The following is a 13,218-nucleotide window of genomic DNA, read 5'->3' as shown; positions in this document are numbered from 1 at the left end:
TTAGATCATCTCTTCGCCGCCCTTCCCGCCGAGAACGATTTCTCCGGCTTCGGCCATACGGCGGGCAATGGTGAGGATTTCTTTCTGTGCGGTTTCCACGTCGCTGACACGCACCGGGCCTTTGGCCTCCAGGTCGTCGCGCAACAGTTCGGCCGCCCGCTTGGACATGTTCTTGAAGATCTTCTCCTTGACGCCTTCGTCCGAACCCTTGAGGGCCAGCACCAGCACGTCGGAGGACACTTCGCGCAGCAACGCCTGAATGCCACGGTCGTCGACATCGGACAGGTTGTTGAACACGAACATGAGGTCTTCGATCTGACCGGACAGGTCTTCGTCGACTTCGCGGATCGAGTCCATGAGCTGACCTTCGATCGAACTGTCGAGGAAGTTCATGATGTCGGCTGCACGCTTGATGCCACCCAGGGTGGTGCGCGAGGCGTTCGAATTGCCGGAGAACTGCTTCTCGAGAATCTGGTTGAGTTCTTTCAGCGCCGCTGGCTGCACGGTGTTCAGCGAGGAAACCCGCAGAATGATGTCCAGACGCACCTTGTGGTCGAAGTTGCCCAGCACTTCACCGGCCTGGTCGGGGTCGAGGTAGGCCACGACTATCGCCTGGATCTGCGGGTGCTCGTAACGGATCACGTCGGCGACGGCGCGCGGCTCCATCCACTTCAGGCTGTCGAGGCCGCTGGTGTTGCCGCCCAGCAGGATACGGTCGATCAGGCCGTTGGCCTTGTCTTCGCCCAGGGCCTGGGTAAGCATTTTGCGCACGTAGTCGTCGGAACCGACACCCAGGCTGGTCTGATCGCCGACGATGTCGACGAACTCGCTCATCACCTGCTCGACCTGCTCGCGGTGCACGTTGCCCATCTGGGCCATGGCCACACCCACACGCTGGACCTCTTTGGGCCCCATGTGGCGCAGCACTTGCGCGGCATCGGTTGAACCCAGGGACAGCAGCAGAATCGCGGCTTTATCGACCCGGGACAGTTTGGCGACAGCGGCTCGGTTATCACTCATCTGCGTTAATCCACTCTTTCACGACCTGGGCCACGCGACCCGGATCTTCTGCCACCAGACTCTTGATTGCATTCAGCTGTGCGTCATAGCCTTCGCTCGGGCTCGGCAGCAGGATGCTTTGCGGGCCGCCGAGGCTGACGCGGTCGTTGGACAGTTCGCCATCCAGGCCGCCCATGCCACCCAACTCGACGTCACTGCCCAGGCCGGCCAGCTGTTTGCCTTTGCCGCCACCGGTGATGTTGTTCAACACCGGACGCAGCACGCCAAACACCAGCACCAGGATGAACAACACACCCAGCACTTGCTTGACGATGTCCCAGAACCAGGGCTGGGAGTAGAACGGAATATCGGCAATCACTTCGCCGCGTTCAGCGGAGAACGGCATGTTGATCACGCTGACGCTGTCACCACGACTGGCGTCGAAACCGACGGCGTCCTGCACCAGGCGGGTGAAGCGCGCCAATTCGTCGGCGTTCCACGGCGAGCGGGTGGTTTCACCATTGGCCGGGTTGATCTTGACCTGGTCATCGACCACCACCGACACCGACAGACGGTTCAAACGCCCCTGCTGTTGCTTGGTGTGGCTGATGGAGCGGTCAAGCTCGAAGTTCTTGGTGGATTGTTGACGCTTGTCCGCCGGGTAAGGAGCAAGCATAGGCTGGCCGGTGGCCGGGTCCATGATTTGCTGACCATTGGCATCGAGCAAGGGCTGACCGGGCTGCACCATGCCGGCCGCCGCAGGCGCACCACCGGTTTTTTGTGGCGCAGAAGCCGGCGACGGTGGCTGGTTGCTCAGGGCCCCCGGCACGCCTTGCGGGCCATTGCTGGCGGTACGCTGTTCGTTGACCGATTGCTCGCTGCGCAACGCCGGTTGGTCCGGGTTGAACTGCTCGGAGGTCGATTCGACGGCGCTGAAATCCACATCAGCCGACACTTCGGCTTTATAGCGATCGTTGCCCAGCACCGGTTGCAGAATGTTGTGTACGCGCTGAGTCAGCATGCTTTCCATGCGGCGGCTGTAGTCGAACTGCTTGCCGGCCATGGTCAGTTCGGAGTTCTCTGCCTGATCGGACAGCAGGTTGCCCTTCTGGTCGACGACGGTAATCTGCGACTTGCTCAGCTCGGGAACGCTGGTGGCCACCAGATTGATGATCGCCAGTACCTGGCCCGGCTCCAGGGAGCGGCCGGAATACAGTTCAACCAGAATCGAAGCACTGGGTTTGCGCTCATCGCGCACAAATACCGAACTTTTCGGAATCGCCAGGTGCACGCGAGCGCCCTTGACGTTGTTCAGGCTGGAGATGGTCCGCGCCAGTTCACCTTCCAGGCCGCGACGATAACGGGTCGCTTCCATGAACTGGCTGGTGCCCAGCCCCTGTTCCTTGTCGAGGATCTCGAAACCGATGTTGCCGTCGCTGGGAGTGACACCAGCGGCTGCGAGCTTGAGCCGCGCGCGCGACACATCATCGGCCTTGACCAGCAAGGCACCGGAATTGGGTTCAACGGTATAAGGGATGTCGGCGGCGGCCAGGGTTTCCATGACCTGCTTGGCGTCCATACCGGCAAGACTGCCGTACAGAGGCCGATAGTCCGGCTGCTGCGACCACAACACCACGGCAAAGCCAATCGCCACGCTCGCAGCCAGGCCGACCAACAGGCCCACCTGACGCAGCATGGTCATCTCGGAGAGGTTTTCCAGGAAGGACAGGCCGAACAGCGGCGGTTTGCCGTCTATCGGGGTGCCCTTGGCCGGAACATTATCGGCGACTGCTTCTGCCATGACTCAATCTCGTCCTTAAACCGGCATCTGCATGATGTCTTGGTATGCCTGAACCAACTTGTTACGCACTTGCGTCAGCGCCTGAAACGACACGCTGGCTTTTTGCGAAGAAATCATTACGTCCGTCAGGTCGACGCCGCTCTTGCCAATCTCGAAGGCGCTGGCCAACTGATTGGAAGCCTGTTGGGTGTCGTTCACTTTATTGACGGCCTGACCGAGCATGTCGGCAAAGCTGCTGCCGCCCAACTCGGGGACTGCCGCAGTCGATTTCGGTGCCGACATGGCGTCCATTTGCATGGAACGCATATCCAGCATCAACCGATTGAATTCAATACCTTGGCTCATGGTTTCTCTCTTTGACGAGCTACGTCTTTGACGACCCGCAATTTTTTGACACTCACTCGGCGGGTAGTGAGGTGTTAGCAACAAGGGTGCCAGCTCCGTGGCCTTGTTTCACAAAAGCCTTCCCTGGGCTTTGTCTTCACCGTGAATCACCACAAACCACTGTGGGAGCGAGCCTGCTCGCGAAGAGGTCGGGTCAGTCAAATTTTATGTAACTGTCACACCGCTTTCGCGAGCAGGCTCGCGCCCACATTTGGATCGGGGTTGTTTCAGTCAGGCCTCAGGTGGCGAACAGATACGCTTCCACGTCCATGCCGGCGTCACGCATCTGCGCCAGTTTGTAGCGCAAGGTACGCGGGCTGATGCCCAGCCGCTCGGCCGCCTCTTTGCGACGACCGCGCTCGGAACGCAGGGTGTCGATGATCATCTGGAACTCCCGGCGGCGCAGGTCATCGCCCAAAGCCCCAGCGGATTCCGTCTCGACTTCCACCACGCGCGCCGATGCAGGCGCCAGGGTCGGCAATGGCGCACAAACCACCGTCCCCGACAGACAAAAATCCTGCGGCTGAATCAAGCCGCCCTGCTGCAGAATCAGCGCCCGCTGAATGGCGTTGTCCAGTTCGCGCACATTACCCGGCCATGGGTAGGCGATCAGGCACGCCTGAGCGTCGGCCGACAGCCTGGCGGCAGCATGCTTCATTTTATTGACGTGTTTGGCCAGCAGGCGCTCGGCCAGCGGCAGGATATCGGCGGTGCGCTCGCGCAACGGGCGCCAGGCCAGCGGAAAAACCGACAGCCGATAGTAAAGATCTTCACGAAAGCGCCCCGCCGCCACTTCACCGGCCAAATCACGGTTGGTGGTGGCGACCACGCGAATGTCCAGGGCGATGGGCTTGCGCGCACCGACACGCTCGACTTCGCGCTCCTGCAAAACGCGCAGGAGCTTGGCTTGCAGCCCCAAGGGCATTTCGGAAATTTCATCGAGCAGAATGGTGCCGCCATCGGCCTGCTCGAACTTGCCGGCCTGAGCCGCAATCGCTCCGGTGAACGATCCCTTTTCATGGCCGAACAAGGTGGCTTCGAGCATGTTGTCAGGGATCGCTGCGCAGTTGATCGCAATGAATGGCTGACTGGCGCGATGAGAATGCTGGTGGATGTAGCGCGCCAGCACTTCCTTGCCGGTGCCGGACTCGCCCGAGATCAACACCGTGGAATCGCTGCGCGCCACCCGAGCGGCCAGCTCCAGCAACTGAGCGCTGGCGGGCTCGAAGGCCACAGGCCCTTCACCTTCGGCGGCACCGAGACCGCCCAAGGCGTGACGCGCCACCAGATCCAGCAGCGCCTTGGGCTCAAACGGCTTGACCAGATAATCCGATGCGCCTTGACGCATGGCATCCACGGCGCGCTCGACCGCGCCGTGCGCGGTCATCAACAACACGGGCAATTGCGGCTGGCGACTGCGCAGCAAGCCGAGCAATTGATGGCCGTCCATGCCAGGCATGTTGACATCACTGACCACCAGGCTGAACGCCTCGGCAGACACCGCCATCAGCGCCTCTTCCGCCGAACAGACCGCCGTGTAGTCGTGTCCCGCAAGCAGTAGTGTATCGGCCAGCGCTTCGCGCAGCGCACGGTCATCCTCGACCAGTAGAACCTTGATGGGCATGTCCTTACTCCATTTCCTGAGCGCTGGAAAACAACGGCAGGGACATCAGCGCACAGGTGCCGCGACCGAGCCGCGAGCGCAACTGCAATTCTCCCTGATGAGCGCGGGCCACTGCCTTGACCACGGTCAGGCCCAGGCCGGTTCCGGTGGTCTTGGTGGTGAAAAACGGTTCGCCCAGGCGCGCCAGTACGGCCGCCTCGATACCGCTGCCGCTATCACTGACGCACAAGCGCAGGATGTTGCCACGGGTATAGAGGTGCACCTTGAGGCGTACATTGCCGCCGCTGGCCTGAATCGCGTTGTCGATCAAATTGAGAATGGCGCCGACCAGGGTGTCGCGATTGCACAGCAACTCACCGCAATGACTGTCGCACTGCCAGCGAACCGACAACTCCTGGACGTGGGTCAGCGCCGCTGCTTGCAGCGCCTGCATCAACGCCTTGGGCGTCACGCGATTGGTGAGCGGCAGTTCCCCACGCGCAAACACCAGCATGTCGCGAACCTGATGCTCAAGCTCGTGCAAACGCTCTTTGAGACGCCCGGCAAAACGCTGCTGGGTTTCGACCGGCAACGCCTGCTCAGTCAAATGACTGGCGTAGAGCAGTGCCGCCGACAGCGGTGTACGAATCTGGTGAGCCAGGGACGCAACCATGCGCCCCAGCGACGACAGTCGCTCGTGGCGAGCCAGCTGGCCTTGCAACTGACGAGTTTCGGTGAGGTCGTTGAGCAGCACCAACTGACCGGGCTCGGCATCCAGCGAGCGAGTGGCGATCGACAGGCGGCGACCGTCCTTGAGAGAAATTTCGTGGCCGTCGTCTTCACGGGGCGCAAAGCAGCGGGCAATAACGTGTCGCCACAACTCGCCTTCAAGCGGCAGACCGAGCAGTTCGCACGCCGCCGGATTGGCTTCGCGCACCATGCCCTGGGCATCGATGACGATAACGCCACCGGGTAACAGATCAAGGAGGTTTTGCAGACGGTTGGCCAGGCGCTCTTTTTCCGCCAGTTCCTGCATACGTTGAGCGCTGACGACTGCCAGCTCGCCCTTGAGCTCGGTGACCCGGGCTTCGAGCATGCTGTAGGAGTCAGTCAATTGGCTCGACATCTGATTGAACAGGGCAAAAGCCTGCTCGAGACCGAGACGGCTTGCCTGCTCTACGGACGACGGTTGCCCCGAAGTGTCAGGGACAGAAGACATCTGGGCGGCTTGGGGCATCGTGGTCTCTCGCTTGGCTGACCGTCAGTTAAACGGAACGTTGCGAGTGATGTAGCAATACCCGTGCCTAAAAAAAACCGCCTATAAATCAGCTAGTTGAAAAACAGGCGTCAATCATCTGCCTGTTCATCACCTTCACGACGACTCATGCCGTACTTGCGCATCTTCTCAACCAGCGTGGTGCGACGAATACGCAGGCGTTCGGCGGCGCGGGCCACGATACCGTTGGCGTCGTCCAGGGCCTGCTGAATCAGGCCTTGCTCCAGACCACCGAGGTAGTCCTTCAGGTCCAGACCTTCCGGCGGCAGCAGTGCGTTGGCCGTGAAGTCCGGGGTGTGGCCGTTGATGGCTACACGCTCTTCAAGATCGCTGCGCAGGCTGTCGACCATTTGCTCGTCTTCGTCATCGACGTAGCGGAATTTCTTCGGCAACTCGACCACACCGATCACCCCGTACGGATGCATGATCGCCATGCGCTCAACCAGGTTGGCCAGCTCGCGGACGTTGCCCGGCCAGCCGTGACGGCACAGGGACATGATTGCCGCCGAGTTGAACCGGATCGAACCGCGCTTTTCGTGCTCCATGCGCGAGATCAACTCGTTCATCAGCAACGGGATGTCTTCGACACGCTCGCGCAACGGCGCCATCTCGATCGGGAACACGTTCAGGCGATAGTAGAGATCTTCGCGGAACGTACCGATCTCGATCATGCTTTCGAGATTCTTGTGGGTGGCGGCAATGATGCGCACGTCGACGCTCTGGGTCTTGTTGCTGCCCACACGCTCGAAGGTGCGTTCTTGCAGGACGCGCAGCAGCTTGACCTGCATCGGCAGTGGCATGTCGCCGATTTCGTCGAGGAACAGGGTGCCGCCGTTGGCCAGTTCGAAACGCCCGGCACGGCTGGTGATCGCCCCGGTAAAGGCGCCCTTCTCGTGGCCGAACAGTTCGCTTTCCAGCAACTCGGCCGGGATCGCCCCGCAGTTGACCGGTACGAACGGCGCATCGCGGCGTTTGGAGTGATAGTGCAGATTGCGCGCAACCACTTCCTTGCCGGTGCCGGATTCGCCGAGGATCAGCACGCTGGCGTCGGTGTCGGCCACTTGCTGCATCATCTGGCGCACGTGCTGGATCGCGCGACTGGTGCCGACGAGGCTGCGGAACAGGTTGGGCTCACGGTGACGGCCGCGCTCGCGGGCCTGGTCGTACATCTCGCGATAGACCTGGGCACGGTGCAGGGAGTCAAGCAATTTGCTGTAGCTGGGCGGCATTTCCAGGGTCGAAAGCACCCGGCGACGCTGGTCCTCGGGCAAGTCAACGGAAGAATTATCGCCCATTAACAAAACCGGAAGGAACTCATCCCAGGTTGAGAGTGTCTTTAACAAGCCCGGAAGTGCCCCAGGGGCACTGACCGTACCGATCAGGACACAAATGACTTCACGACTGGATGACAAAGAGCCGACCGCCTGCTGCCAGTCATGGCTACCGCAGGGTAAATTTTCTTCGCCGAGAAAATTTAAAATCACCGCCAAATCGCGGCGGCGGACGCTATCGTCATCAATCAGCAGAATTTTGGTTTCACGCCACATGCAATAGCAACTTCCCTAGTCAACTCAATGCCCGAAATGAGGGGGCAAGCTAGACGCTTGCAGACACGTTATGCCTGTAGACGCCTGAAATCTGTAACCAGCCACTAGTTAAGTCAAAAAACCGTGCACAGTCAAATTTATGGCGCGCATGTCTGGTTTAACCGAGTGTCAATTAACCAAACAGATGGTAAACCTTTGCGGCGTTGCGCGCTTGCTGGATCTGAGACATCTCGTCGACTATCGCTTGCCTCTCGCCCATGGCCACCTCAAGCAGCTGCTTGTAGACATACAGCAGCTCCTCCAGATTCCCGCGTAACGCCTCCTCGTCCAGCGAAGCCTCACTCAAGACGTCTTCCATGCAGGAACGGCAATCCAGGTCCAATTGACCGATCGCCTCCCAGTTGCGCTCGGCCAGGGCACCGACCAGCGCTTCACGGGTTTGTTCGATTCGCTGCAATACAAGACTCATGGTGATCTCCTTAGAACTGCGGACCTGGCGCGGCGATGGCATCCCAGCCTTCTTTGACCGTGCGCAGCAAACCAGCGACTTCATCAAGAATTCGCGGATCGCTTTTGATGTTCGCCTCGGCGAGGCGCTTCATCATGTACGAATAAAGGCGATCCAGTTCGCCGACCGTTTCGGCCGCCTTTTCAAGATCCAGACCTTCACGCAGGCCACCGATAATGCCGATGGCCTTGCCGATCGACACGCCCTTGCCAGGAATGTCGTTGCGCTCCATGGCGCCTTTGGCCTGGGCGATGCGATCCAGGCCGCCTTCCATCAGCATCTGCACCAGACGGTGCGGGCTGGCTTCGGACGTCTGCGCCTGGGCGCCTACCTTCTGATATTGCCGAAGGGCTAACATCGGATTCATGCTCTACCTCATTGCCACAATGACTCGTATGACCAGTGTATCGCCTGCGAATCAAAAAACTTTAGATCAGAAGACAAAAACCCGGCGCACGCCGAAAAGCGTAGCCGGGTTTTTGTCGTCAGCTCATGACTAGCTGGACTTCTGAGCGTTCAACGACGCAAAGAAGCCGGTGATGTTGGCAGCCGTCGCCTTCATCTGGCCGACCAGCAGGTCCATCGCGTTGTACTTGGCCGTCAGGGAGGCGGTCAGGTTGGTGACACGCAGGTCCAGAGCCGCTTGCTGATTGGTCAGATCGCTCTGATTCATGTTCAGAGTGGTGGTCCGCTGATCCAGAATGCCGCCAGTCTGAGAGTAAGGGTTGACCGCATTGCTCATGCGCGCGAGCAAGCCATTGGTGCTTGTGGTGCCGCTGAACAGCGCCTGCACCTGACCACCCATCCCCTTGTTCGTCATTGCGTCGGCGAACTTGGTGGTGTCGAGACTCAAGGTCCCGGCTTTCTGATCCGTGGTGATACCCAACTGCGCCAGTACCGCCAATTGGCTGCCGCCCGCATCGGAGGGAACGGTGGTCAGCTGGTCGCGCATGGCCTGAATCAGGTTACGCGGCAACGAGTCACCGGTCATCGCGTTGGAAACAGTCGGATTGCCGTCACTGTCCAGGCTTGGCGTGGTATAGGCGGTCAGCGTGCTGATGACTTTGTTGTAGGCATCGATAAAGCTCTGAAGACTGGTTTTCAGGCCATCAGAGTTGGTGCCTACCGTGACGACAACCGGTACCGTCGGATTAGCCGCCAACAGGGTCATGCTGATACCGCCTACAGCCCCGCTGATGGTATTGCTTTTGCTGGTCATCGCCAGACCATCGACGCTATAGGAGGCGTCCTGGGCCAAGGCACCAATGTAGCCGGCACCAGTCGCGGTACCGTCCATCTTGGTAGCGCCGTTGACTTCAAGCCCGGCGATCCCGCTCATGGAAATGTCAGAGCCGGCACCGGTGGTGGTCGAACCCACGACCAGCCGTGAGCCGTTCGCGTCGGTCACAATGTTGGCGGTAATACCCTTGGTTTGCAGGGTGCTGTTGATCGCATCACGGGTCGACTGCAAGGTCGCGCCGGCTGCAACGGTGACAGGGTAGGCAATACCATTTTGACTGATGGTCAGGGTACCAGTCGGAATGGCACTGCTGGCGCCGCCGGAAAAGGCAGCAGTGGCCACTTTCGAGCCAGTGGCAAGCTGAGTCACCAGCACGTTGTAACTGCCGTTAACCGCAGTATTGTCCGAAGTCACCGACAGGGATGTGGGCGTACCCGACGTTGCCGAAAAACCGGCAAAGGCTGGCGTACTAGTACTGCCGAGGGTGGTCAGGGCCGTCTGGAAAGCCGTCAGGGCCGACTTCACTGCACCTGTCGCGGAAATCTTCGCGGTGGTGGTAGTCGTCTGATCGGTGATCTGAGTCTGCTTGGCTGACTTGTCAGCGTTGACGAGCGCCGTGACGATCGAACCGATATCGAGCCCGGAACCCAGACCCGTACCCGGTAAAATTGGACTTGCCATGTGCATCTCCCTCTCTGTATGTCGCCGGTCTTTTGACCACTGTCAGCGATCAATGATCGTACAAACACGTTTCATGCCAGTGTCAGGCTTTGGCATCAAACAAAACATTACTGGCGTTGTGCAGGCTTTCAGCCAATTTCAAGGCTTCTGCCGACGGAATCTGTCGTACCACTTCACCAGACTCGCTGGCGATGACTTTGACAACGACCTGACCGGACGTCTCGTCAATGGAAAACTCCAGATTGCGCTTGACCGACTGAACGAACTTTTCGATCTCCTGAACGGCCATTTTCAACTTGTCCGAACTATCCGAATCCGAGCCATTACTTGTCGCAGAGGCTGGCTTGGCATCGTCTACACGAGGCGCATCTGTCGGCGTATCGGTAGTATTGACCGCCGGTTTTGCGGCCGGGTAAGACAGATTCAGCTTAACGCTCATGTCCATGACCATCACCTCTTAGAAAGTAAAAAGCGAGAGAGCACGCAAGCGCACTCCCCCGCCAAAACCCGACCCGATATTACTGAAGCAGTTTCAGTACAGCGGATGGCAGCTGGTTAGCCTGGGCCAGAACAGCGGTGGAAGCTTGTTGCAGAGTTTGCTGTTTGGTCAGGTTAGCGGTTTCTGCGGCGAAGTCGGTATCTTGTACGCGACCTTGAGCAGCAGTAACGTTTTCAGTGATGTTTTGCAGGTTGGAGATGGTGCTGGTCAGACGGTTTTGCGAAGCACCCAGGTTTGCACGGGTTGCGCCGATCTGAGCGATTGCAGCGTCGATCGCGGTGATCGCGTTGTCGATGTTCAGGGAAGCGGAACCAGCACCAGTACCAGCAGCACCGGTCAGGGCCAGAGTAGCCTTGTCCACAGACATGCTGACGGCGTCGAACTTGGAGCTCAGTACCAGGTCGATGTGGTTGGCAGTACCAACGTTGGCGCCCACTTGCAGGGTCATGGTGCCAGCCGAACCGTCCAGCAGGTTTTTGCCGTTCAGGTTGGTCGAAGCCGCGATACGAGTCAGTTCGTCAGACATCTGAGCGAATTCAGCGTTGGTTGCGGTCTGGTCAGCAGTGCCGTTGGTGCCGTTACGTGCTTGTACAGCCAGTTCACGCATACGTTGCAGAATGTTGGTCGATTCTTGCAGAGCGCCTTCAGCGGTCTGAGCCATCGAGATACCGTCGTTGGCGTTTTTAACCGCAACGTTCTGACCACGGATCTGGCTGCTCATGCGAGTAGCGATCTGCAGGCCGGCAGCGTCGTCTTTAGCGCTGTTGATTTTCAGGCCGGAAGACAGACGGGTCATCGAGGTAGAGAGAGCATCAGCAGCAGTGTTCAGGTTTTTCTGAACTGCCAGAGACGTTACGTTGGTGTTTACTGTTAAAGCCATGACGAATTCCTCGTTGGTTGGGTACTGCGGCTTCCGGCCCTGGCAACCGCCGGGTATGGCCTAGAGAACCTTCGTAATAGTTATCGTCGGGTTGGCAGGTTGCTTGAGGGCTTTTTGAAAAAAATTTGCCATCACCCTGCCACCCCCTGAAAAACAAGGACTTGGCGCCCTCCCTCCAGCGAAAAAATGACGTCATAAAACTGTCCTCTTCGCCAACCTGCGCGCCAGGGCCGTCGGTCGCCTTCAGCCCTGAACGTTTTGCAGCAGTTCAACCAACTCGTACTCGATGAAATCGGCAAGCCCCAACCAGTCCTGGCGCTCCTGGCAGGCGAGCATTTGCGTCAGCACGGATGCCCAGGACTGTTGAATCTCTTTTGGCGCAGACACTAAAAGCTGTTGCGCCTCATCGAATACATCAACCATGGTCAGCGCAGCCTCGACATCGCGCCCCAGTCGAAACAACCCGGCGCACTGACGGCATTGGCTGACGCACGTCACCGGCGCATTCATTGCACAAACTCCTGGTTGAACTGCGTCCCGGCAATCATCGCCCCTGCCCGGCTGCTGTTGAAAAAGTGCACCTGCGGGTGCGCGGCGATGTAGCGTTCCAGCACACACAGATAGCCGCGAAAATTCAGCTGGGTCCTGACCCGCTCGCCATGTCCGTCCCGCACCCAGTGCCGGGCCTGATTCACGGCAGGCCCCAGGTCACCGTCATTCCAGCTGGCGTGGGTCTTGTTCATCGCAAAGGCGAAATCGGCGCCGAACAGAGTAATGCGCGCGGCACCCATCTTCACGGCCAGGTCCACCGCCGGGTGAATCACGCTGCCCCCCACATGCAGTTGCCCCCGTGGATATTGCTGACGCAGCGCGGCATAGACCGGGCTGGCGGAGTAACCGCCGTAGCGCTTGCCCTTCCAGGCCTTCAGCACCACCGGGTCGCTCATGGGCAGGTACACCAGCGGGATGCCATCCGACTCCTCGCAGGGCAGGTGCCGAAAGCTGATGCGCTGATCGATGCTCACCACCAGATCCGGGGCGATCCCGTGTTCACGCAGCGGGCGATAAGCCGTATCGACACAGATGAACAGTGGCCGCACGGCCTGCGCGCGAATCGCCGCCAACTGCTCGAAATGCCCTTCCAGCGTCGGCCCGGTGCCAATGACATAGATTTCACGGCCAGTACAGGTGCCGAACAATTGCGCCACATCGTCATCGGCGAGCAGCACATCGAGGCAGTCCTGCAGGCGCTGCTGAATGAATGGCGACTGTGGGTCGAACTCACGGTTGTTGAAGCTCATGTGCACTTCGCTGACCAGTCGATCGCGAATCTTGGCGTTGAAGTCATCCGCCAGCAGCATTTCGGCAGGCAAGGCAAAAAACGGCGTGCAGATATCCGGCAGATCCCCGGCGTACAGCAGCTCTACCCGCGGATCATCGAGCCATGGCCGCTGGTCGAGCAGTTGCAACACCAGCGCAAACAGCGCGCCGTTGAGGATGTGCACGTACAAACGCTCAAGCCCGGCACGCTCCAGCAGCACGGTTGGCAAGTCGCCGAGCCCTGTGCCGTAGACATGCAGTTGGGGCTTGTCGAGTGGCAGGCTCGCCGCCTGCACCCGGGCTTCGTGAACCCGATCATGGCGACTGGTCAATTGAATCCCGGCCACGCTCAGGGTCGAACCCAGGCCTTCAGTCAGTTCAGCCTGGATAGCCGCGCTGTCTTCGCTCAGCAATCGCGCAAACAGCGTCGGCCAGCGCCGCTGGATCACCTGGGCATTGTCGTCAAAGCATTCGCTCATG

13 protein-coding genes are annotated in these 13,218 nt (G+C 59.5%); all 13 read right to left on the bottom strand.

Annotation, left to right across the window (positions count from 1 at the left end):
• Complete coding sequence (gene fliG / locus POF45_RS24405; RefSeq protein ID WP_003184041.1) at positions 1-1,020, bottom strand: flagellar motor switch protein FliG; 1,020 nt, start codon at positions 1,018-1,020, stop codon at positions 1-3.
• Positions 1,013-2,800 (bottom strand): flagellar basal-body MS-ring/collar protein FliF, encoded by a 1,788-nt coding sequence (gene fliF, locus POF45_RS24400; RefSeq protein WP_259500720.1) that lies wholly within the window; start codon positions 2,798-2,800, stop codon positions 1,013-1,015. Before fliF ends, fliG begins: the two co-directional genes overlap by 8 nt.
• Positions 2,801-2,815: 15 nt before the next feature.
• Complete coding sequence (fliE, locus tag POF45_RS24395; RefSeq protein WP_259500719.1) at positions 2,816-3,145, bottom strand: flagellar hook-basal body complex protein FliE; 330 nt, start codon at positions 3,143-3,145, stop codon at positions 2,816-2,818.
• Positions 3,146-3,422: 277 nt separating this feature from the next.
• Entirely contained in the window at positions 3,423-4,808 is a 1,386-nt protein-coding gene (locus POF45_RS24390) for a sigma-54-dependent transcriptional regulator (RefSeq protein WP_282316947.1), read from the bottom strand.
• 4 nt (positions 4,809-4,812) lie between these two features.
• Complete coding sequence (locus POF45_RS24385) at positions 4,813-6,006, bottom strand: sensor histidine kinase (RefSeq protein WP_259503119.1); 1,194 nt, start codon at positions 6,004-6,006, stop codon at positions 4,813-4,815.
• A gap of 128 nt (positions 6,007-6,134) precedes the next feature.
• Positions 6,135-7,610 carry a sigma-54 dependent transcriptional regulator gene (locus POF45_RS24380; RefSeq protein ID WP_259500716.1) on the bottom strand — a complete coding sequence of 492 codons (1,476 nt, stop codon included), beginning with the start codon at positions 7,608-7,610 and terminating at the stop codon, positions 6,135-6,137.
• 172 nt (positions 7,611-7,782) lie between these two features.
• On the bottom strand, positions 7,783-8,079 hold the full coding sequence (gene fliT, locus POF45_RS24375; protein ID WP_259500714.1) for a flagellar protein FliT: 297 nt from the start codon (positions 8,077-8,079) through the stop codon (positions 7,783-7,785).
• 10 nt (positions 8,080-8,089) lie between these two features.
• Positions 8,090-8,485, bottom strand: a complete 396-nt coding sequence (fliS, locus tag POF45_RS24370; RefSeq protein WP_259500712.1) for a flagellar export chaperone FliS — start codon at positions 8,483-8,485, stop codon at positions 8,090-8,092.
• Positions 8,486-8,614: 129 nt separating this feature from the next.
• Positions 8,615-10,039: a flagellar filament capping protein FliD gene (gene fliD, locus POF45_RS24365; RefSeq protein WP_282316946.1), complete on the bottom strand. Its 1,425-nt coding sequence runs from the start codon at positions 10,037-10,039 to the stop codon at positions 8,615-8,617.
• An 82-nt stretch (positions 10,040-10,121) separates the two neighbouring features.
• On the bottom strand, positions 10,122-10,484 hold the full coding sequence (locus tag POF45_RS24360; protein WP_259500707.1) for a flagellar protein FlaG: 363 nt from the start codon (positions 10,482-10,484) through the stop codon (positions 10,122-10,124).
• Positions 10,485-10,557: 73 nt separating this feature from the next.
• Positions 10,558-11,418, bottom strand: coding sequence for a flagellin domain-containing protein (locus POF45_RS24355; protein ID WP_259500705.1), 861 nt, complete (start codon positions 11,416-11,418; stop codon positions 10,558-10,560).
• Positions 11,419-11,661: 243 nt separating this feature from the next.
• Positions 11,662-11,928 (bottom strand): hypothetical protein, encoded by a 267-nt coding sequence (locus POF45_RS24350; RefSeq protein ID WP_282316945.1) that lies wholly within the window; start codon positions 11,926-11,928, stop codon positions 11,662-11,664.
• Positions 11,925-13,217 carry a motility associated factor glycosyltransferase family protein gene (locus POF45_RS24345; protein WP_282316944.1) on the bottom strand — a complete coding sequence of 431 codons (1,293 nt, stop codon included), beginning with the start codon at positions 13,215-13,217 and terminating at the stop codon, positions 11,925-11,927. Before POF45_RS24345 ends, POF45_RS24350 begins: the two co-directional genes overlap by 4 nt.
• Between the last annotated feature and the right edge of the window lies 1 nt (position 13,218).

The organism is Pseudomonas fungipugnans, from assembly GCF_029955235.1.
GTDB classification, from domain to species: Bacteria; Pseudomonadota; Gammaproteobacteria; order Pseudomonadales; family Pseudomonadaceae; genus Aquipseudomonas; species Aquipseudomonas fungipugnans.
The sequence above is the reverse complement of the archived record's forward strand: the minus strand, read 5'-3'. Positions and strand labels throughout refer to the sequence as shown.

What these genes read in the sequence shown, in the direction of transcription:
- fliG (WP_003184041.1), bottom strand. Translation starts at nt 1,020, where the DNA reads ATGAGTGATAACCGAGCCGCTGTCGCCAAACTGTCCCGGGTCGATAAA.
- fliF (WP_259500720.1), bottom strand. Translation starts at nt 2,800, where the DNA reads ATGGCAGAAGCAGTCGCCGATAATGTTCCGGCCAAGGGCACCCCGATA.
- fliE (WP_259500719.1), bottom strand. Translation starts at nt 3,145, where the DNA reads ATGAGCCAAGGTATTGAATTCAATCGGTTGATGCTGGATATGCGTTCC.
- POF45_RS24390 (WP_282316947.1), bottom strand. Translation starts at nt 4,808, where the DNA reads ATGCCCATCAAGGTTCTACTGGTCGAGGATGACCGTGCGCTGCGCGAA.
- POF45_RS24385 (WP_259503119.1), bottom strand. Translation starts at nt 6,006, where the DNA reads ATGTCTTCTGTCCCTGACACTTCGGGGCAACCGTCGTCCGTAGAGCAG.
- POF45_RS24380 (WP_259500716.1), bottom strand. Translation starts at nt 7,610, where the DNA reads ATGTGGCGTGAAACCAAAATTCTGCTGATTGATGACGATAGCGTCCGC.
- fliT (WP_259500714.1), bottom strand. Translation starts at nt 8,079, where the DNA reads ATGAGTCTTGTATTGCAGCGAATCGAACAAACCCGTGAAGCGCTGGTC.
- fliS (WP_259500712.1), bottom strand. Translation starts at nt 8,485, where the DNA reads ATGAATCCGATGTTAGCCCTTCGGCAATATCAGAAGGTAGGCGCCCAG.
- fliD (WP_282316946.1), bottom strand. Translation starts at nt 10,039, where the DNA reads ATGGCAAGTCCAATTTTACCGGGTACGGGTCTGGGTTCCGGGCTCGAT.
- POF45_RS24360 (WP_259500707.1), bottom strand. Translation starts at nt 10,484, where the DNA reads ATGGACATGAGCGTTAAGCTGAATCTGTCTTACCCGGCCGCAAAACCG.
- POF45_RS24355 (WP_259500705.1), bottom strand. Translation starts at nt 11,418, where the DNA reads ATGGCTTTAACAGTAAACACCAACGTAACGTCTCTGGCAGTTCAGAAA.
- POF45_RS24350 (WP_282316945.1), bottom strand. Translation starts at nt 11,928, where the DNA reads ATGAATGCGCCGGTGACGTGCGTCAGCCAATGCCGTCAGTGCGCCGGG.
- POF45_RS24345 (WP_282316944.1), bottom strand. Translation starts at nt 13,217, where the DNA reads ATGAGCGAATGCTTTGACGACAATGCCCAGGTGATCCAGCGGCGCTGG.